This is a genomic window from Streptomyces sp. NPDC056061, from assembly GCF_042266885.1.
Classification (GTDB): Bacteria; Actinomycetota; Actinomycetes; order Streptomycetales; family Streptomycetaceae; genus Streptomyces.
The window spans coordinates 24819-43397 of record NZ_JBHJWQ010000004.1; the positions used below are offsets into that span (position 1 = coordinate 24819).

Annotated in this window: 13 protein-coding genes and 1 pseudogene; 9 read left to right on the forward strand and 5 right to left on the reverse strand. The window is 71.3% G+C overall.

Annotation, left to right across the window (positions count from 1 at the left end; all coding sequences use genetic code 11):
• Nucleotides 1-50 precede the first annotated feature (50 nt).
• From ACFC79_RS08205 to ACFC79_RS08225, 5 genes and pseudogenes are all read left to right on the forward strand, one after another.
• Nucleotides 51-986, forward strand: a complete 936-nt coding sequence (locus tag ACFC79_RS08205; RefSeq protein ID WP_376236769.1) for a DUF3027 domain-containing protein — start codon at nt 51-53, stop codon at nt 984-986.
• Nucleotides 987-1391: 405 nt separating this feature from the next.
• On the forward strand, nt 1392-4598 hold the full coding sequence (locus tag ACFC79_RS08210; protein ID WP_376237487.1) for a sacsin N-terminal ATP-binding-like domain-containing protein: 3207 nt from the start codon (nt 1392-1394) through the stop codon (nt 4596-4598).
• A gap of 275 nt (nt 4599-4873) precedes the next feature.
• Nucleotides 4874-5712: pseudogene (locus ACFC79_RS08215) on the forward strand (helix-turn-helix domain-containing protein).
• Between the two features lie 20 nt (nt 5713-5732).
• The gene (locus tag ACFC79_RS08220) at nt 5733-5918 is read left to right on the forward strand and encodes a DUF397 domain-containing protein (RefSeq protein WP_376237489.1); all 186 of its coding nucleotides are present in this window, start codon (nt 5733-5735) and stop codon (nt 5916-5918) included.
• Between the two features lie 276 nt (nt 5919-6194).
• On the forward strand, nt 6195-7076 hold the full coding sequence (locus ACFC79_RS08225; protein WP_376236771.1) for a DUF5707 domain-containing protein: 882 nt from the start codon (nt 6195-6197) through the stop codon (nt 7074-7076).
• Nucleotides 7077-7255: 179 nt separating this feature from the next.
• On the opposite strand, the gene ACFC79_RS08230 is transcribed toward ACFC79_RS08225, so the two are convergent.
• Together ACFC79_RS08230 and ACFC79_RS08235 are read right to left on the reverse strand one after the other, a co-directional pair.
• The gene (locus tag ACFC79_RS08230) at nt 7256-9736 is read right to left on the reverse strand and encodes a cation-translocating P-type ATPase (RefSeq protein ID WP_376236774.1); all 2481 of its coding nucleotides are present in this window, start codon (nt 9734-9736) and stop codon (nt 7256-7258) included.
• Nucleotides 9737-10033: 297 nt separating this feature from the next.
• Nucleotides 10034-10354 (reverse strand): DUF2530 domain-containing protein, encoded by a 321-nt coding sequence (locus ACFC79_RS08235; protein ID WP_376236776.1) that lies wholly within the window; start codon nt 10352-10354, stop codon nt 10034-10036.
• Between the two features lie 231 nt (nt 10355-10585).
• On the opposite strand from ACFC79_RS08235, the gene ACFC79_RS08240 reads away from it, so the two are divergent.
• A complete protein-coding gene (locus tag ACFC79_RS08240; protein WP_376236779.1) occupies nt 10586-12040 on the forward strand; it encodes an NCS2 family permease in 1455 nt (484 codons plus the stop codon).
• On the opposite strand, the gene ACFC79_RS08245 is transcribed toward ACFC79_RS08240, so the two are convergent.
• Complete coding sequence (locus ACFC79_RS08245) at nt 12033-12296, reverse strand: hypothetical protein (protein ID WP_376236781.1); 264 nt, start codon at nt 12294-12296, stop codon at nt 12033-12035. The two genes, ACFC79_RS08240 and ACFC79_RS08245, sit on opposite strands and share 8 nt — an antisense overlap.
• A 145-nt stretch (nt 12297-12441) precedes the next feature.
• Here ACFC79_RS08245 and ACFC79_RS08250 point away from each other — a divergent pair, with 145 nt between their 5' ends.
• The 3 genes from ACFC79_RS08250 (at nt 12442) to thpR (ending at nt 15101) form a co-directional block, all read left to right on the forward strand.
• The gene (locus ACFC79_RS08250) at nt 12442-12882 is read left to right on the forward strand and encodes a MarR family winged helix-turn-helix transcriptional regulator (RefSeq protein ID WP_073785628.1); all 441 of its coding nucleotides are present in this window, start codon (nt 12442-12444) and stop codon (nt 12880-12882) included.
• An 81-nt stretch (nt 12883-12963) separates the two neighbouring features.
• Complete coding sequence (locus tag ACFC79_RS08255) at nt 12964-14298, forward strand: MFS transporter (protein ID WP_376236784.1); 1335 nt, start codon at nt 12964-12966, stop codon at nt 14296-14298.
• A gap of 230 nt (nt 14299-14528) precedes the next feature.
• Nucleotides 14529-15101 (forward strand): RNA 2',3'-cyclic phosphodiesterase, encoded by a 573-nt coding sequence (thpR, locus tag ACFC79_RS08260; protein WP_376236787.1) that lies wholly within the window; start codon nt 14529-14531, stop codon nt 15099-15101.
• A 319-nt stretch (nt 15102-15420) separates the two neighbouring features.
• Here the strand turns inward: thpR and ACFC79_RS08265 are convergent, their stop codons facing one another.
• Both ACFC79_RS08265 and ACFC79_RS08270 read right to left on the reverse strand, forming a co-directional pair.
• Complete coding sequence (locus ACFC79_RS08265; RefSeq protein ID WP_376236789.1) at nt 15421-17205, reverse strand: ABC transporter ATP-binding protein; 1785 nt, start codon at nt 17203-17205, stop codon at nt 15421-15423.
• A gap of 67 nt (nt 17206-17272) precedes the next feature.
• The gene (locus ACFC79_RS08270; protein WP_376236792.1) at nt 17273-18574 is read right to left on the reverse strand and encodes a lanthionine synthetase C family protein; all 1302 of its coding nucleotides are present in this window, start codon (nt 18572-18574) and stop codon (nt 17273-17275) included.
• Nucleotides 18575-18579 lie beyond the last annotated feature (5 nt).

The following is an 18579-nucleotide window of genomic DNA, read 5'->3' on the forward strand; positions in this document are numbered from 1 at the left end:
GGATGTGCAGGCGCGCCCGTGAGACTGGCGTATGGAGAGAAGCGATACCTGTGAGTGCTGCGACGACGCGAAGCCGTTCGGCCCGTACCCCTGCCCTCGATCGCCTGTGCGTCGAGGCGGTGGACCTCGCCCGCGCGGCGGCCGAGGAGGCGGCCGCGCCGGGGGTCGTCGGTGAGCACGTGGGGGTGATCGCCGAGGGGGACCGGGTCGTCACGCACTTCTTCGAGTGCCACCTGCCCGGATACCGGGGCTGGCGCTGGGCGGTGACGGTCGCCCGGGCGTCCCGTGCGAAGAAGGTCACCCTCGACGAGACGGTGCTGCTGCCCGGCGGCGACGCGCTCCTCGCCCCGGAGTGGGTGCCGTGGAGCGAGCGCCTGCGCCCCGGCGACATGGGCCCCGGCGATCTGCTGCCCACCGAGGCGGACGACCTCCGGCTGGAGCCCGGCTACACCGGCGAGGACGAGCCGCCGCCGAACTCCGCGGTTTCCGAGGTCTCGCGGGAGATGGCCGACCTCGTCGACACGGAGGACGCGGAGCTGACGACCCGGCCCGCGACGTCCGGCCGGGGCGCGATCGCGGCGGTCGCCGACGAACTCGGCATGCGGCGCGCGCGGGTCCTGTCGCGGTACGGGCTGCACCAGGCGGCCGACCGCTGGGACGAGGCGTTCGGGGCGAAGACGCCGATGGCTCAGGCCGCCCCGGCCTCCTGCGTCACCTGCGCGTTCCTGGTGCCGCTCGCGGGCTCGCTGCGGCAGGCCTTCGGCGTGTGCGCCAACGAGTTCGGCCCGGCCGACGGGCACGTCGTCTCGCTCTCGTACGGATGCGGCGGCCACTCCGAAGCGGCCGTGATGCCCAAGCCCCCGAAGCCGGCCCCGCACGCCCTGGACACCATGCGGGTGGACGAGTACCCGCTGCGCCCGGCCCGCGACTCCGGCTCGGTCCCGGCGGAGCCGGACGCCCCGACGGAGGAACTCGGCCACTCCTGACCCGGGGCGCGGGGCGCGGGGTGCACGGGGCGCGAGGCCGCTCCTGACCCGGGGCACGCTCCTGACCCGGAGCACGCGGCGCGCGGGTCGCGTCCGTTCGTACGCCCGAGCACACCTCGGCGGTGACGGGCGCCGTGCGGGCGGCGCGGGAGCGCCCGCGCGGGTCGGCACGCGGCCGCCGCACGTCCGGGCCGGGCGTCCCGCCACCGGCGCGTGAGCAGGCGTTTTCTCGTCCATCGGAGCCCGTCGGCGCGGCGCGCCCGTTGCCGACCGGGCGAAGCGCGGCAGGGGCGGCACGGCCCGACGGGAGGACCCGGTACCTTCGGGCGCACACTTGGCGGCACGGGGCGCTCTCATCGGCGGCACGGGGCGCTCAACCGGAAAGAGCGGAGTCACAGCGTGAGCATGAATGCGACCGAGGGGGCCGATCCGTTCGGAACCGCACGGATGCGGCGTGGGGTGCTCGACGCCTGGGGCGCCGGCCCCGCCCGGTTCCGTGAGGATGCCAACGCCGAGGAGGAGCTCGCGCTCGGAGGCTACCGCGACCGTCTCGTCGTCGAACTCGCCCAGAACGCCGCCGACGCCGCCGCCCGCGCCGATGTGCCCGGCCGGCTCCGCCTCACCCTGCACGCCGCGACCCCGGACGCCCCCGCCGTGCTCGCCGCCGCCAACACCGGCGCCCCGTTGGACGCCACCGGCGTGGAATCGCTCTCCACCCTGCGCGCCTCCGCCAAGCGCGAGGGCCACGAGGGCGCCGTCGGCAGGTTCGGCGTCGGATTCGCCGCCGTGCTCGCGGTGAGCGACGAACCCGCCGTGATCGGCAGGCACGGCGGTATCCGCTGGTCCCTCGCCGAGGCCCGCGACCTCGCCGCCCGCACCGCCGCCGCCAGCCCTGGCCTCGGCGACGAACTGCGCCGCCGCGACGGCCACGTCCCCCTGCTGCGCCTCCCGCTGCCCGCCGAGGGCACCGCGCCCGAGGGCTACGACACCGTCGTCGTCCTCCCGCTGCGCGACGGCGGCGCCGAGGACCTCGTCGTCCGGCTGCTCGCCGCGGTCGACGACGCACTGCTGCTCACCCTGCGCGGCCTCGACGAGGTCGTCATCGAAACTCCGGACGGCGTGCGGACGCTGCGCCGCACCCAGCAGGGCCCGTACACGCACATCGAGGACTCCGCGCACGGCACGCACCGCTGGCGCACCAGCACCCACCACGGCCCCGTGGACGCCGCCCTGCTCGCCGACCGGCCCCGCGAGGAGCGGCTGCGCCCGCACTGGTCGGTCACCTGGGCCGTCCCGGTGGACGCCGAGGGCGCCCCGGTGCGCCCCCGCACCGCCCCCGTCGTCCACGCGCCGACCCCCACCGACGAGCCCCTCGGCATCCCCGCACTGCTCATCGCCTCGCTGCCGCTCGACACCACCCGCCGTCACCCCGCGCCCGGCCCGCTCACCGACTTCCTGGTGCAGCGCGCCGCCGACGCGTACGCCGAACTGCTCGCCGACTGGCGGCCGGTGTCCGTCGACACCATCGACCTGGTGCCCGGACCGCTCGGCAGGGGCGAACTGGACGGCGCCCTGCGCGGGGCGATCCTGGGGCGGCTGCCGCGCGTCGCGTTCCTGGAGCCCGCCGCCCCGCGTACCGCTGTCGAGCCGGAGGGCGCGGACCGGTGGGACGCCTGGGACGCCGACGGCATCCGGGAAACGACCACCGCCGCGCTGCGCCCCATCGAGGCCGAGGTCCTGGAGGGCGTCGGCGCGGAGACCGTACGCGTGCTCGCCGAGGTCCTGCCGTGCCTGCTGCCCGCCGGGCTGGAACGCCGCAGCGAACTGCGCACCCTCGGTGTCGCCCGCGTCCCGCTGACCGAGGCCATCGACCGGCTCGCCGGACTGGAACGCGACCCCGGCTGGTGGCGGCGGCTCTACGACAGCCTGTCCGGCATCGACCCGGACCGCCTCTCCGGCCTGCCCGTCCCGCTGGCCGGTACGCCCGGGACACCGGACGCCGAGCCCCCGGCCACGTCCCGCACCACCATCGGCCCCCGCCAGGTCCTGCTGCCGCTCCCCGACGCGCTCACCGGCCCCGTCCTGGAACGGCTCGCCCGGCTCGGGCTGAAGGTCGCCCACCCGGACGCCGCCCACCCGCTGCTGGAGAAGCTCGGCGCCCTGCCCGCCACCCCGCGCGCCGTGCTGACGACCCCGCAGGTGCGGGCCGCCGTCGCCGGATCGCTGGACGCGGGCGAGATCTGGGACGAGGACGCGCCGAGCGCCGACGAACTCGCCGAGACCGTCCTCACCCTGGTGCGGGACGCCGAACTCGCCCCCGGCGACGAACCCTGGCTCGGCGCGCTCGCCCTGCCCGACGAGGACGGCGAACTCGCCCCCGCGGGCGAACTCGTGCTGCCGGGCAGCCCGTTCGCCGCGGTCATGCGGGAGGGCGAACTCGCCCACTGCGAACGGGAACTCGCCGACCAGTGGGGCGAACAGCCGCTCACCGCCTGCGGGGTGCTGGCGACGTTCGCCCTGGTGCGGGCCACCGACGTCGTCCTGGACCCCGACGAACTGGAGCCCCGCGAGGGCGACTTCGCCGAACCCGACGATGCCGGACTGCTCGACGCCGTGGACGTGTGGTGCGAGGACGTCCTCGACCGGCTGCCGGACGCGCCGGTGCCGCCGGTCGCCACCGAGATCGTCGCCGTCCGCGACCTGGACCTCGTCGACGACGACGCCTGGCCGCAGGCGCTCGCGATGCTCGCCCGTCCGCCGCTGCGGGACGCGCTGACCCAGCCGGTCCGGGTGCTGCTGCCCGACGGCACCACGCAGTCCGTCCGCCCCTACACCGCATGGTGGCTGCGCGACCACCCGGTGCTCGACGGCCGCCGTCCGGCCGGCCTGCGCGCCGCGTCCGGCGATCCACGGCTCGCCGGGCTGTACGACTCCGTCGACGCGACGGGCTTCGACGACGCGCAGGTGCTGCGCGCCCTGGGTGTCCGCACCTCGGTGGCCGCACTCCTCGACGAGCCGGGCGGCGCCGCCGAACTCCTCGGGCGGCTCGCGGACGAGGACCGCGCGGTCGACCCCGTACACCTGCACGCGCTGTACACGGCACTGGCCGACCTCGACCCCGAACAGGTCACCCTCCCGGACGCGTTGCGGGCCGTGGTCGACGGCGAGGTACGGGTCGTCGACGCGGCGGACGCCGTGATCGCGGATGCCCCGGACCTGCTGCCGCTGGCCGCCGGGCTCCCGCTGCTCCCGGTCGCCCCGGCGTGCGCGGCCGAACTGGCCGAGCTGTTCCAGGTGCGCAGGCTCGGCGACAGCGTCGAGGCCGAGGTGACCACGGACGGCGAGGAGCACCGCGTACCCGAGTCGGTGCGGGTCCTGCTCGGCGCCGGCACCCCGGACACGTACCTCGAACACGCCGAACTGCGCGCGGGCGGCGTCGAGCTGGACTGGCGCCGCACCCCCGACGGCACCGTGCACGCCGCCACGCTCGAAGGCGTCGCGGCCGGACTCGCCTGGGCGGCGGGCCAGTGGCCGCGCCGCTTCGAGGTCGCCGCCCTGCTGGAGGACCCGTCCCGCACGGAGGAACTGGCCCGGGACCGCTGGTTCGACTGACGCGCGGAGGGGCGTGCGTGGGGCGCGGCCCCGGGCGCGGGACCGGACCGTTCGGAGCGGGGCCGGTCCCGCTCCCTGAGCGGTGGTCGCGGAGACCTGGCGTGAGAGACCTCCGGCCGTGTGCCCAGGGGCAGTTCTTCCCGGATGATTCGGCAACGGGCCACCCGGATCAGTACGCTCGGTAGTGATTTCCTTACCGAGCCGATCCGGTGTGACGTCGATCCGGTGTGACCTGGGTCCGGCCTGTCATCAACATGGCAGACACGGAGCACACAGTGGTAAATCTCAAGGAATTGGACCCCGACGCGGGCGCGGAAGCGGCCTATGGAGCGCGGTTGCGCGGCGTACGCGAGTCGCGCGGCTGGAAGCAGGAAGACCTCGCCGCGCGAGTGGGGTACTCGGCATGTCACGTCTCCAGCGTCGAAACCGGCAACAAGCCGCCAACCCGTAAGTTCTCCCTTGCCGTCGACGCCGCCTTCGGCACCGGAGGGACGGCCGAGTCGTTCGAGCGCGAGTGGCGCGGGATCAAACACGGCGTGCTGCTGGCGGGCTTCCCCGAATACGTCGACCTCGAAGGACGGGCGACCGAGATCAGGCTGTTCGAGGTCGGCCTGGTCCCGGGCCCGCTCCAGACGTGCGAATACGCGGCGGCCGTCGAGAGGGGGTATGTCCGGCGGGGAGCGCTCACGGAGGAGGAGGCGACGGAACGGGTCGATGTCCTGACCCGGCGTCAGTCAGCGATGTCGCGGCCCGTTCTGCCGCTGATCATTGCGGTGCTGGACGAGAGCTGTATCCGGCGGATGGTCGGCGGACCGCACGTCATGGACCGGCAGTTGGCGCATCTGCTGGAGTTCGCCGAGCGGCCGAACACCTCGCTCCAGATCGCTCCGTTCACCATGGGGGAGCGCCAGCCCTTCAACCGGTTGGTGAACCTGCTGACGCTGACGGACCGTTCCGTGGTTGCGTACGTCGAGTCCCAGACCGGGGGTATCTGGACCGTGAATCCCCTTCGGTACTGCCCCTGTTGAGGGCCTACCATCAGCTACAGACGGAGGCGCTCTCGCAGGCCGAGTCCCTGGCCGTGATCCACCAGGCACGAAAGGGCATGTTGTGACCATCGAATCCCTCAGCTGGATGAAATCCTCGTACAGCGGCGGCGGCGGCTCCTGTGTGGAGTGGGCTCCGGCGCATGCCTCCGCCACCGGGATCGTTCCCGTTCGTGACTCGAAGCGGCCGTTCGGTCCGGTGCTGGCCGTTCCCGCCGACGCGTTCGCCTCCTTCGTGGCGGGCGTCAGGTCGGGGGAGTTCGACACGGTCTGATCTCCTTCTCACGGTCAGCCGGCTGCGCCCGCTGCCACCTGACCGGCGCGGTGGTCCCGGTGGGGCCGGCGCATCCCCTCGTCGACCCGGCCGGGTGTCCGGCCGGGTCGGGCGCTGTCGGCGGGTAAACGCGTTTCGCGAGAAATTCTCCGTTCGTCATACAACCCTTCACAACCTTCACAGGTCTGTTCTGCCGAGTCATCAGGCTCACAGACGAACGAGCCCCGCCCGGGCCGCACCACGTGCCCGCGGGGCCTTTCTCCACTGGGGAAACACATGCGTATTCGTGCCACCGTGGCCGCCGTCTCCGGCGCCCTGGCCCTGTCCGCTCTGGCCGTCCCGGCCGCCCACGCGGAGGACTCCGCGAACCTGCCGCACCTCCCGACGTCGGCCGCCGAGATCTTCGACGCCGCCCCGCAGAGCGCGCCGAAGAACGCCCGCGCGGCGGCCGCGGCCATGTCGGGCCCGGTCATCTCCAAGGTCGTCGTCAACGGCGGCAAGAGCATCGTCCTGGGGACCACCGCTGCCAAGAAGGTCTCGGTCTCCGTCACCGCCTCGCACCCCTCCGGCGTCTCCGACGCCTTCGTCGCCCTCTGGCACGGCAAGAGCCTGGCGTCCGAGGCCAGCCTGGACGGGCTGGTCGTGCCGAACGAGGACGAGGCCAAGTGCGCCAAGGCCAACAAGACGACCTCGACGTGCAAGCTGACCTTCACCATCAAGCCCGGCTACGACCTGTACAAGAACGCCCTGGCCGGTACCTGGAAGGTCTGGACGGCCGCGCTCGCCGACAACGGGGTCGACGTCACCGAGAAGCAGACCTACAGCACCGTGCGCGTGCAGCGGGCGTCCAAGCTGACGGTCGACGCCGCGCCCGAGCCGGTCAAGAAGGGCAAGACCCTCACGGTCAAGGGCAAGCTCTCGCGGGCCAACTGGGAGACCTTCAAGTACCAGGGCTACACCGGCCAGCCGGTGAAGCTCCAGTTCCGCAAGAAGAACAGCAAGACCTACACCACGATCAAGACCATCAAGACCAACAGCACCGGCAACCTGAAGACCACGGTCAAGGCGTCGGCCTCCGGCTACTGGCGCTACAGCTTCGCCGGCACCTCCACCACCCCGGCGATCAACGCTGCGGGTGACTACGTCGCCGTGCGCTAAGACAGGTCCAGGGTCCGTCCCGCTGCCGCGACACACTTCGGGCCGTGCCCGGGGGACGGCCTCCGTCCTCCCGGGCACGGCCCGTGCGCGTTCCCGCACGTGCCCGTATGCGCCGCCGCCTGCCGTACGCGCGTGGCGCACGGCAGGCGGCTGAGGGAGCGGCAGCGCGAGGGGCGGCCCTACGCCGGGAAGCGGCGGCCGACCAGCCGCCAGATGTACTCCAGCGCGACGGACGCGACCACCGCGATGCCCACCGCGGTCCACGGCATCGTCGTCCCCACCAGCTTCAGGGCGAAGAACTCCTGGAGCCACGGCACCACCAGCACCAGCAGGAACGCCAGCCCCATCGCCGCGACCAGGCAGATCCGCCACCAGGTGTACGGACGGGCGATGATCGCCAGGACCCACATCGAGACCAGGAACAGGGTGAGGGTCGCCGCGCTGGTCTCCGCCTCCAGCGCGTCCGCGCCGGTGTAGTGGTGACGGGCGAGCAGATACGTCACGAAGGTGGCGGCGGCCGCGATGACACCCGACGGGATCGCGTACCGCATGACCCGGCGCACGAAGTGCGGATGGGCGCGTTCCTTGTTGGGCGCGAGCGCCAGGAAGAAGGCCGGGACACCGATCGTCAGCGTCGACAGCAGGGTCAGGTGGCGCGGCAGGAACGGGTAGTCGACCTGGGTGCACACCACGAGGATCGCCAGCAGCACCGAGTAGACGGTCTTGGTGAGGAACAGGGTGGCGACGCGGGTGATGTTCCCGATCACCCGTCGGCCCTCGGCGACGACCGACGGCAGCGTCGCGAAGCTGTTGTTCAGCAGCACGATCTGGGCGACGGCCCGGGTCGCCTCGGAGCCCGATCCCATGGACACGCCGATGTCGGCGTCCTTGAGGGCCAGCACGTCGTTGACGCCGTCGCCGGTCATCGCGACGGTGTGGCCGCGGGACTGGAGGGCCGTGACCATGTCGCGCTTCTGCTGCGGGGTGACCCGGCCGAAGACCGCGTTCTGTTCCATGGCCGTGGCCATCTCGTCCGGGTCGGTGGGCATCCGGCGCGCGTCCAGGGTGTTCTCGGCACCCGGCAGGCCCAGCTTTCCGGCGACCGCGCCGACCGAGACCGCGTTGTCGCCGGAGATGACCTTCGCGGCGACGCTCTGGTCGGCGAAGTAGGCGAGGGTCTCCCCGGCGTCCGGCCGCAGCCGCTGCTCCAGGACGACCAGCGCGTGCGGGACGGCCCCGGCGGCGATGTCCGAGCCTTCGAGCCCGCCCTGCGTCCGGGCCAGCAGCAGCACCCGCAGCCCCTGCCGGTTGAGCTGCTCGATCTCGTCGAGCGCCGGGTCCTGCTCGGGCAGCAGCACGTCGGGGGCGCCGAGCAGCCAGGCCGTCTCCCTGCCGTCGCCCTCGTCGAACGCGGCACCGCTGTACTTGCGGGCCGAGGAGAACGGCAGTGTCTGGGTGCACCGCCACTCCTGGCCGTCCGGGCAGGCGTCGACGATGGCCTGGAGGCTGGCGTTGGGCCGCGGGTCGGAGGAGCCGAGGGCGCCCAGCACGCGGCGGACGTACGCGTCCTGCGCGTCGCCGAGGGCGCGGACCTCGGTGACGTCCATGCCGCCCTCGGTGAGGGTGCCGGTCTTGTCCAGGCAGACGACGTCGACACGGGCCAGGCCCTCGATCGCGGGAAGTTCCTGGACCAGGCACTGCTTGCGGCCGAGCCGTACGACACCGATCGCGAAGGCGACCGAGGTCAGCAGGACCAGGCCCTCCGGGATCATCGGGACGATGCCGCCGACGGTCCGGGCGACCGCTTCCTTGAAGTTGTTGTCCTTCACGACCAGCTGGCTGATCACCAGCCCGATCGCGGTGGGCACCATCATCCAGGTGACGTACTTGAGGATGGTGGAGATCCCGGTGCGCAGCTCGGACTGGACGAGGGTGAAGCGGGACGCCTCCTCGGCGAGCTGCGCGGCGTATGCCTCCCGGCCGACCTTGGTCGCGGAGAACGAGCCGCCGCCCGCGACGACGAAGCTGCCGGACATCACGGGGTCGCCGGGGCGCTTCAGCACGGGGTCGGCCTCGCCGGTGAGCAGCGACTCGTCGATCTCCAGGCCGTCGGCCTCGACGACCGCGCCGTCCACGACCACCTTGTCGCCCGGACTCAGCTCGACGAGATCGCCGAGGACGATCTCGGAGGTGGAGATCTCGGCCGAGATCCCGTCGCGCCGCACCATGGGTTTGGCCTCGCCGATGACCGCGAGGCTGTCCAGGGTCTTCTTGGCGCGCCACTCCTGGATGATGCCGATGCCGGTGTTGGCGATGATCACGAAGCCGAAGAGGCTGTCCTGGATCGGCGCCACGAACAGCATGATCAGCCAGAGCACGCCGATGATCAGGTTGAACCGGGTGAAGACGTTGGCGCGGACGATCTCGCGGATGGAGCGGGACGAACGGACGGGTACGTCATTGACCTCGCCGCGGGCGATCCGCTCGGCCACCTCGGCCGCCGTCAGCCCGTGGGTGTTGGCGGCCGGGGCCGGCAGCTCCACCGGATGGACCGGGTCGAGCTCGGCGCCGGCGTCGATCATGGCCGACCTCTGGCGGCCGTCGGCGCCGGAGACCTCGGGGGTCTGCTCGCCGGAGGAATGGGATGCCCGCTGCGTCATGGTTCCGACGGTACGGGGGGAACGCGCGAATCACCCATCGGGGGGTCCGAAGATCAGACCGGGGGAGGAGGGGAATGGTCCCGTGGGGGTACGGCACCCCGAGGCGTCCCTGACGGAACGCGCAGCTCACGGCAACCGTGCGGGGTCGAGCGACTGCGCGGAGTCGGGCAGCCGTGGGGTGGCGGTCGGCCGTGCGGAAGCCGGTCGGGTCGTGGCGGTCGGCCCTGCGGAAGCCGGGCGAGCGGGGTCGGGTGAACGTAGCCGGTCCGGTGGGCGGAGCCGGTCGGCCGCGCGCGGTCAGGCGGTCGCGCCCCCGGCGCCCGGCGCGGACGGGCCGGTGGCGGGGGTGGTGGACGAGCCGTCCGCGTCGGCGGCGGCAGCCGCCCGCTTGATCGCCGCGTCGCGCTTGCGCACGTACCAGATGCCGATCAGGCCGAGCCCGGCACCGGCCAGGCAGGTCCACAGCCACCACAGGTGCCCGTGATCGTCGAACCAGCCGTAGAACGGGAGCTGGACCAGGAAGAGGACGAACCAGAGGATCGTGCCGCCGGTGATGGTGGCGACGACGGGCCCCTCCAGGGGCTCGGGCGCCTCGTGCTTCGGTGTCCACTTCGCCATGGCCTCAGTGTATGGGCCGCGCCCGCCGCCCTCCCGGCCCCGGTGAGGACCGGGCGCCCGAAGCGGGTCCGACCGGGCTCGTGACCAGTCCCGGCAAGGGTCTACGCGCGGAGATAGCGATCTTCGCCTCATGTATTCATACTGAATCTGCTTAAGACTGTCTCGAATTATTCGTGTGAAAGTCCAAAGCTGACCACTTCTACTCCCCTCTACGTACGACTGAGGTCATACATGTCCCCCTCGGCCACCGCCCCGGTCGATTCCGTGCAGTCACCGGCCCCTCGGCCGCAGGGCGGCCTGGATCGTTTCTTCAAGATCTCCGAGCGGGGGTCGTCGGTCGCGCGCGAGATCCGCGGTGGATTCGCCACATTCTTCGCGATGGCATACATCATCGTGCTGAACCCGATCATTCTCGGCGGCGCGAAGGACATCAATCAGGAGTACCTCAACCACGGGCAGCTGGTCACCGCCACCGTGGTGACGGCGGCGTTCTCCACCCTCCTCATGGGTGTCATCGGCAATGTGCCGATCGCGCTGGCCGCCGGACTCGGCGTCAACACCGTCGTCGCGCTCCAGATCGCGCCCAAGATGACCTGGCCCGAGGCGATGGGCATGGTGGTGCTCGCGGGCTTCGTGGTCATGCTGCTGGTCGCGACCGGGCTGCGGGAACGCGTGATGCACGCCGTGCCCGGGTCGCTGCGCAAGGGCATCGCGATCGGCATCGGTCTGTTCATCCTGCTGATCGGCCTCGTCGACTCCGGCTTCGTCTCCCGCATCAAGGACAAGGCGGACACCACCGTCCCGCTCCAGCTCGGCGCCGACGGCCACCTCAACGGCTGGCCGGTCCTGATCTTCGTCATCGGCGCGCTGCTCACCATGGCGCTGATCGTCCGCAAGGTGCCGGGCGCCATCCTGATCTCCATCGTGTCGATGACGGTCCTCGCGCTGATCGTCAACGCCATCGCGGGCCTGCCCGCCGAGGCGTGGGGGCTGACCGTCCCGAAGTGGCCGGGCAACCCGGTCGCCACCCCGGACTTCGGGCTGATCGGCCAGGTCGACCTGTTCGGCGGATTCCACAAGGTCGGCATCCTCACCGGCATCCTGTTCGTCTTCACCGTGCTGCTGTCCTGCTTCTTCGACGCGATGGGCACCATCCTCGGCGTCGGCGACGAGGCGAAGCTGACCGACAAGGACGGCAACTTCCCGGGCATCAACAAGGTGCTGTTCGTGGACGGCATCGCGGTCGCCGCGGGCGGCGCGAGCTCCTCGTCCGCCTCGACCTGCTTCGTGGAGTCCACGGCGGGGGTCGGCGAGGGGGCCCGTACCGGTCTCGCGAGCATCGTGACGGGGCTGCTGTTCACGGCGGCGCTGTTCCTGACACCGCTGGCGACCATGGTCCCGTCCCAGGCGGCCACCCCGGCACTGCTGGCGGTGGGCTTCCTGATCATCTCGGGTTCGGTTCGGGACATCGACTGGAGCGACTACACGCTCGCCGTCCCGGCCTTCCTGGCCATGGTGATGATGCCGTTCACGTACTCGATCACCAACGGCATCGGCATCGGCTTCATCGCCTTCTCCGTGCTGCGGGTGGCGGCCGGGCGCTGGCGCGAGGTCCCGACGGCCATGTACGCGGTCTCGGCGGTCTTCGTCTTCTACTACGCGATGCCGGCCCTCGGCCTCACGTGACGTCCTCCGCCCCGATCCCCGCGGTCCCCTCCGCCCGGACCCCGTCCGAACCCTCGGCCGGGACCCCGGCGGCGCCCTCCGCCGCGTAGAACTTCTCCGTCTCGTCGACGGCCGCCTTGAAGCGCTCGTCGAAGTCATCGCGAATGAGCGTCCGGACGACATAGTCCTGGACGCTCATTCCGCGTCTGGCGGCGTGCTGCCGGAGCCGGTCGAGCAACTCACCGTCTATCCGCAGGCTCAGCACAGTCGATCCCATGACAAGCAGGGTTACCTGCCCGGGAAGCGGTTTCATGTCGCTTTCCGGATCCGACTCACTCGTTCGGGTGAGCGATTGGGCGATCCGGTCGTGACGGAGTCACACGAATGGTCTTTAGGGTAGGTAATGAGTTATGCTAATAAACATGCCTGACCTGATCCACGACGGCGACAGTGCGGCCGCCGTGAGTTCCCTCCGTTCCGCGGTGATGCTGCTCGGCCGGCGCCTCAAGCACCAGCGCGTCGACGAGTCGCTGAGCCCCACCGAGATGTCGGTGCTCGGCACTCTGGCCCGTTGCGGTTCGGCCACCCCCGGTGAGCTGGCCCGCAAGGAGCACGTGCAGCCGCCGTCGATGACCCGCATCGTCGCGCTGCTGGAAGCGAAGGGACTGGTCAGACTGGAACCGCACCCCGATGACCGTCGCCAGAAGATGGTCAGCCAGACCGAGCAGGCCGAGGCCATGCTCGAAGAGAGCCGCGCCAAGCGGAACGCCTGGCTGACCACGCTCGCCGAGGGCCTGGACGAGGACGAGTGGGAGACGCTGCGCAAGGCGGCGCCCGTGCTGGAGAAGCTCGCCCACCTGTAGCGGGGCCGGCCGCGCGGACCGCGGCCGCCCGGCGCGTCCCGTCAGTCGGAGAGCCGCATACGCCCGAGGAGGCGAACCCCTTTGAGTACGGGATCCGGAGCAGACTCCGCCCCCGCACCGACTTCCACCCACGAGAGCAAGCCCGGCGGGACCTTCTCGTCGCTGAAGATCCGCAACTACCGCCTGTTCGCCACGGGCGCCGTGATCTCCAACACCGGTACCTGGATGTCCCGCATCACGCAGGACTGGCTCGTCCTGAGCCTCACCGGATCCGCCGCCGCCGTCGGCATCACCACGGCCCTCCAGTTCCTCCCGATGCTCCTCTTCGGCCTGTACGGCGGCGTCATAGCCGACCGGGTGCCCAAGCGGAAGCTCCTCCTCGTCAGCCAGGCGGCGCTCGGCCTGTGCGGGATCGCCCTCGCGGTGCTCACGCTCTCCGGGGTCGTCCAGGTGTGGCACGTCTACCTCATCGCCTTCCTGCTCGGCATGGTGACGGTCGTCGACAACCCGGCCCGCCAGTCGTTCGTCTCCGAGATGGTCGGCCCCGACCAGCTCCGCAACGCGGTGAGCCTCAACTCGGCGAACTTCCAGTCCGCCCGGCTCATCGGCCCCGCCGTCGCCGGTGTCCTGATCACCACGGTCGGCAGCGGCTGGGCCTTCATGTTCAACGGCCTCTCCTTCGCCGCACCGCTCATCGGCCTGATGCTGATGCGCCCGAACGAACTCCACAAGGCCACCGTCGTGCCCCGTGCCAAGGGACAGCTGCGCGAGGGCCTGCGCTACGTCTCCGGCCGCCCCGAGCTGATCTGGCCGATCGTCCTGGTCGGCTTCGTCGGCACGTTCGGGTTCAACTTCCCGATCTGGCTCACCGCCTTCGCGGACGAGATCTTCCACGGCGGTGCCGGGATGTACTCGTTCTTCAACATCCTCATGGCGGCCGGCTCCCTCGCCGGAGCCCTGCTCGCCGCCCGCCGCCGCTCCTCCCGGCTGCGGATGCTGGTGGCCGCGGGCACCGCCTTCGGCCTGCTGGAGATCATCGCGTCGCTGGCACCGGCCGTCTGGATCTTCGCGATCCTGCTGGTCCCGATCGGCATGATCGGCCTCACCACCAACATCAGCGCGAACACCAGCGTCCAGATGGCCGCCGACCCGGAGATGCGCGGCCGGGTCATGAGCCTGTACATGATGGTCTTCGTCGGCGGTACGCCGGTGGGCGCCCCGATCGTCGGCTGGATCAGCGACGCCTACGGGGTCCGTACCGGCATGGCCGTGGGCGGTGCGCTCTCGCTCGCGGCGGCGCTCGGCGTCGGCCTCATGCTCGCCCGCGTCGGCGGCCTGCGGCTCCGGGTCGACCTGCGCCCCGGCCGCCCGCACGTCCGCTTCGTGCCCCGCGAGGAGCTCGCCGCGGCGGCCTGAGGCCCGCCCGGACCCGCACCCACGACACGGCCCCCGACCGGTACCGGTCGGGGGCCGTGTCGTGCGGGGCGTCAGTCGCAGGGGAAGCCGTCGGTGCGCAGGACGAGGCCGACCGCGGTGTCGGAGAGGCCGATGCCCGTCCCGAACAGCACGGTCGGCCTCGACCCGTGCACGCCGTCCGCTGCGCCGCGGAAGACATGGCGCCCGCCGTGCGGTGCGAGACTCGGCCCATGAGCAGCCTCAGACTCTTTGTCGCCGTTCTCCCGCCCGAACCAGCCGTCCAGGAGCTGCGCCGCGCGGTCTCCGCCCTGCACGCGCTCCCCGGTGCCGACCGGCTGCGCTGGACGGCGGTGCCGAACTGGCACTTCACGCTCGCCTTCCTCGGGAACGTGGACGAGGAACTGCTGCCCGAACTCCACACCCGCCTGGCCCGCGCCGCGCGCCGCACCGAACCCTTCCCGCTGCGCCTCCACGGCGCCGGACGGTTCGGCGGCCGGGCCCTGTGGACGGGGGCGGCGGGGGCGCTCGACACCCTGCGGCTCCTCGCCGAACGCGCCGACGCCGCGGCCCGCAGGTCCGGCGTCCCGATGGACGAGCACCGGCGCTACAGCCCGCACCTCACCCTCGCCCGCAGCCGCACCGAGACCGACCTGCGCCCCTTCGCCGAGGCCCTCGGGGGTTTCGAGGGCACCTCGTGGCAGGTCGGTGAGGTCGCCCTCGTCCGCAGCAACCTGCCGGTGAGCGGGGTGTCGGGCGAGCGGCCCCGGTACGAGGTGCACGCATCCTGGGCGCTGGGCCGCTGAGCGCGACGGTTAGGCTCGACGAGTGGATCCGAAGACCAGAAACCGCATCATGGCGGCCGTGCTCGTGCTGATGTTCGTCGTCGTCGCCGTGGCAGCCGCCGTCGGCCAGTGACGCGTACGGCCGGCGTCGGCGGTCGGGCCGTGCGGCCCGTACCGGGTCCGGTGAGGTGTGCCGGAGCCGTGCGCGGGAGAACCGCACGCACGGCCCGCGGCGGCCGGGTCCGGAACGGGGCGGAAGCCACCGCCCGAGTCCCCGGCCCCGCTCAGGGCCTGCCGGCCCGCTGCGACTGGGCTGCCGTGCCCGCGTTCCGGTCGGAGGTCATCCGACGGGCTCCCCGGTGGCGTGGGGCTCCGCACGGTGCATGAGCGTCCACAGGTCGGCGTACTTCCCACCGGACGCCACCAGCTCGTCGTGCGAGCCGAACTCCACGAGACGGCCCCGGTGGAGCACCGCGATGCGGTCGGCGTCGCGGATGGTGGAGAGCCTGTGGGCGATGGTGATCACCGTACGTCCCTCGGACACGCGGTCGAGCGACTGCTGGATGTCGCGCTCGGTCCTGCTGTCCAGGGCGCTGGTCGCCTCGTCGAAGACCAGCACCGGTGCGTCGCGCAGCAGTGCGCGTGCGATCGAGAGCCGCTGCTTCTCCCCTCCTGACAGCTGATGGCCGCGCTCGCCGACCGTGGTGTCGTAGCCGTCCGGCAGCTCGGATATGCGGGCGTGGATACCGGCGGCCGCGCAGGCGTCCATCAGTTCCCGGCCCTCGGCGTCGGGCTTGGCAATCCTCAGGTTCTCGGCGATGCTCGCGTGGAAGAGAAACGGGTCCTGCGACACGACGGCGACCGCGTCCGACAGGGTCTCGAACGTCAGATCCCTCAGGTCCTCGCCGTCCAGGGTGACCCTGCCGCGTGTCGGGTCGTACAGCCGGGCCAGCAACCGGGCCAGGGTCGACTTCCCCGACCCCGTCTCACCCGCGATGGCGATGCGGGATCCGGCGGGGATGTCCAGGGAGATTCCCCGGAGAGCAGGCTCGGCATCGGCGGAGTAACGGAAATCGACATCGCGCAGACGGAAGGAGCCCCTGATCTCCGCTCTGGGCACGGACAGGGCCGTCGGCTTCTCCACGACCTCGGGTTCCTGGTCCAGGTACTCGAAGATCCTGGTGAACAGCGCCAGGCTGGTCTGCAGTTCGACACCGAGCTGTGCGAGCGACATCGCGGGCCCGAGCAGGGCGGCCTGGAGGGTCACGAAGGCGACGAGGGTCCCGATCGAGAGGGAGGAGCTCCCGTACGCGGAAGCCAGCCCGGCACCCCAGTAGAGGAACACGGAAAGAGAGGCCATGGCGATGGACAGCTGGGCGATGCGCCAGCGTCCCGTCACCGCCGCCCGGACATCGAGGTCGGCAAGTTCGCGGGAGCGCACGGCGAACTTCTCGACCAACGCGGCGGACCGGCCCATGGTCCGCCCGAGGACGATGCCGTCCACGGACAGCGATTCGTCCACGTGCGACGTGAGGGACGCCATCTTCTCCTGACGCGTTTGCATGATCCTTCTGCGTGCTCTGCCGACGCTCAGGCTCACCAGGGCGACCACCGGAAGCAGGGCGAGCGAGATGCAGGCGAGCCGCCAGTCGAGAACGAACATCGCCACGGCGGTCGCCAGCAGCGTGGTCACGCAGTTGACGGCGGCAGCCGCGGTGTTCGTCACGAACGACTGCACGCCGCCGATGTCGTTGGCTATCCGGGACTGCAACTCACCGGAGTGCGTCCTGATGAAGAAGTTCAGGGAGAGCCGGTGCAGGTGGCTGTAGACGGACACGCGCAGGTCGTTGATGACCCGCTGCCCCACGGTGGTGGACATCCACGCCTGCCAGACCTGCAGGGATTCCGTGACCGTGATGACCGCGAGCATGCCGACGGCCAGCGCCGACAGCAGTCCGCCGCGCCTCTGCGGAATGGCGGTGTCGATTATCTCGCGTATGAGGAAGGGAGAGCTCAGCGAGATCGATGAGGCGACGACGATGAGGCCGACCACGGTGAACAGGCGTGATCGGTAGGGGGCGAAGAGCGCGAGGATTCTTCGTGCCTGTGCCGTGTCGAACGGCATACGAGTCCCAATCTGCCAAGACGGCGGCCGGAGCCCGTCGGGGACGGGCTCCGAGCCGGAACGGCTGTCACACGGTGAGCAGGGCGGCCCCCCATTCCCCGGCCGTCGTGTTTCCTCGTGCGTACGACTCCAGGGCGAGGCCCACCCCCGCGGCTCCGTCGAGGAATCCGGGGAAGTCCGCCGTTCCGTCCGAGCCCTCCACCGTGAAGCGCAGCCCGAAGGCACTGTCCGTGTCGAAGGATCCGATGATGCCGACGACGATGTCGTCGAGGACCCGCGACACCTGCGGACAGTCCTCCTCGAAGAACTGGAGCAGGTGGAGAGCACCGGCCCAGCCGTGGCAGGCGGAGGCATCGTGCACGACCCAGTCGGACGGGGGGACGCTCAGCTGGGAGGCGACCGAACGGACCGCCAGGTCCGACCAGTCCGGACGGCCGAGGGCGTGCCCGGCCAGTTGCAGGGCACGCGACACCCCCGGCGAGCCGTAGCACCACGAGGGACGCTTCCTGCGCCACGGGCCCACTTCGCCGGCTCGCCACTCGTCGAAGCTCACCCACCCGGGCCAGAAGACCCCGCGTTCGTCCCGGAGGCTCCAGTCGTCGAGGAGCCCCACGAGCCTCTCCACGGCACCGCGCTGCCCGTCGACGACGACGCCGGCCGACCACGAGAGGGACAACAGGGCGAGGGGGCCCGCGATCCCGTGGGCCAGGCCCAGGTTGAGATGGCCGTCCGCGCCGAAGGGCAGAGCCCTGTCCGGATCGGCGGTCGGCGGCACCAGGGACCAGTACCCGGGCACCCGCGAGCCGCCGTACTCCACATCGGACGCCATCCGCACCAGGGCGGAAAGAACTCCTTCGAGCTCTTCGCCCATGGTGTCCTTCCGCATGAGCAGGTAACGCCCGATGCCGGTCAGACCCGAAAGCACATCGAAGTCCTGAAAGCTCCGGCAGGGGCCGTCGCCGACCATGGAGACCATGGTTTCGGAAACGTACCGGACATGTGTGTCGAGTTTCCCGACCGCCTGGACGTATCCACCGGTCGCGCGATGTGCGACCCAGGTGGCGAACGCCAGGGAGCTGACGTCGTTGTAAAGGCCCTTGATACGGTCGGTGCGCCGGAGAGCGGCGAGCGATTCGGCGAGGTACTTGTGCGTGAATGCCGCGCTGCCCGGGTCCCTTTCGATGCGGTTGCTGAAGAGGAGGGAAATTCCGGTGAGTCCTGAACCGAGGGAGAGCGGATACCATCTCTGGCTCTCCGGGAGCAGTTCCTCGGGTGCCCACACCTGATCGTGCACCCTGGCCGGATCCGCGAGCTTCTCCGCGATGAGGTCGGAAATGCGGAGGGCTTCCTGCGCGTACGTGCGAGCCACTTTCC

Coding starts and splice junctions, on each gene's coding strand:
- ACFC79_RS08220 (WP_376237489.1), top strand. CDS start 5,733: ATGAAATCCTCGTACAGCGGCGGCGGCGGCTCCTGTGTGGAGTGGGCT.
- ACFC79_RS08225 (WP_376236771.1), top strand. CDS start 6,195: ATGCGTATTCGTGCCACCGTGGCCGCCGTCTCCGGCGCCCTGGCCCTG.
- ACFC79_RS08245 (WP_376236781.1), bottom strand. CDS start 12,296: ATGGGATCGACTGTGCTGAGCCTGCGGATAGACGGTGAGTTGCTCGAC.
- thpR (WP_376236787.1), top strand. CDS start 14,529: ATGAGCAGCCTCAGACTCTTTGTCGCCGTTCTCCCGCCCGAACCAGCC.
- ACFC79_RS08265 (WP_376236789.1), bottom strand. CDS start 17,205: ATGCCGTTCGACACGGCACAGGCACGAAGAATCCTCGCGCTCTTCGCC.
- ACFC79_RS08235 (WP_376236776.1), bottom strand. CDS start 10,354: ATGGCGAAGTGGACACCGAAGCACGAGGCGCCCGAGCCCCTGGAGGGG.
- ACFC79_RS08210 (WP_376237487.1), top strand. CDS start 1,392: ATGAATGCGACCGAGGGGGCCGATCCGTTCGGAACCGCACGGATGCGG.
- ACFC79_RS08250 (WP_073785628.1), top strand. CDS start 12,442: ATGCCTGACCTGATCCACGACGGCGACAGTGCGGCCGCCGTGAGTTCC.
- ACFC79_RS08230 (WP_376236774.1), bottom strand. CDS start 9,736: ATGACGCAGCGGGCATCCCATTCCTCCGGCGAGCAGACCCCCGAGGTC.
- ACFC79_RS08240 (WP_376236779.1), top strand. CDS start 10,586: ATGTCCCCCTCGGCCACCGCCCCGGTCGATTCCGTGCAGTCACCGGCC.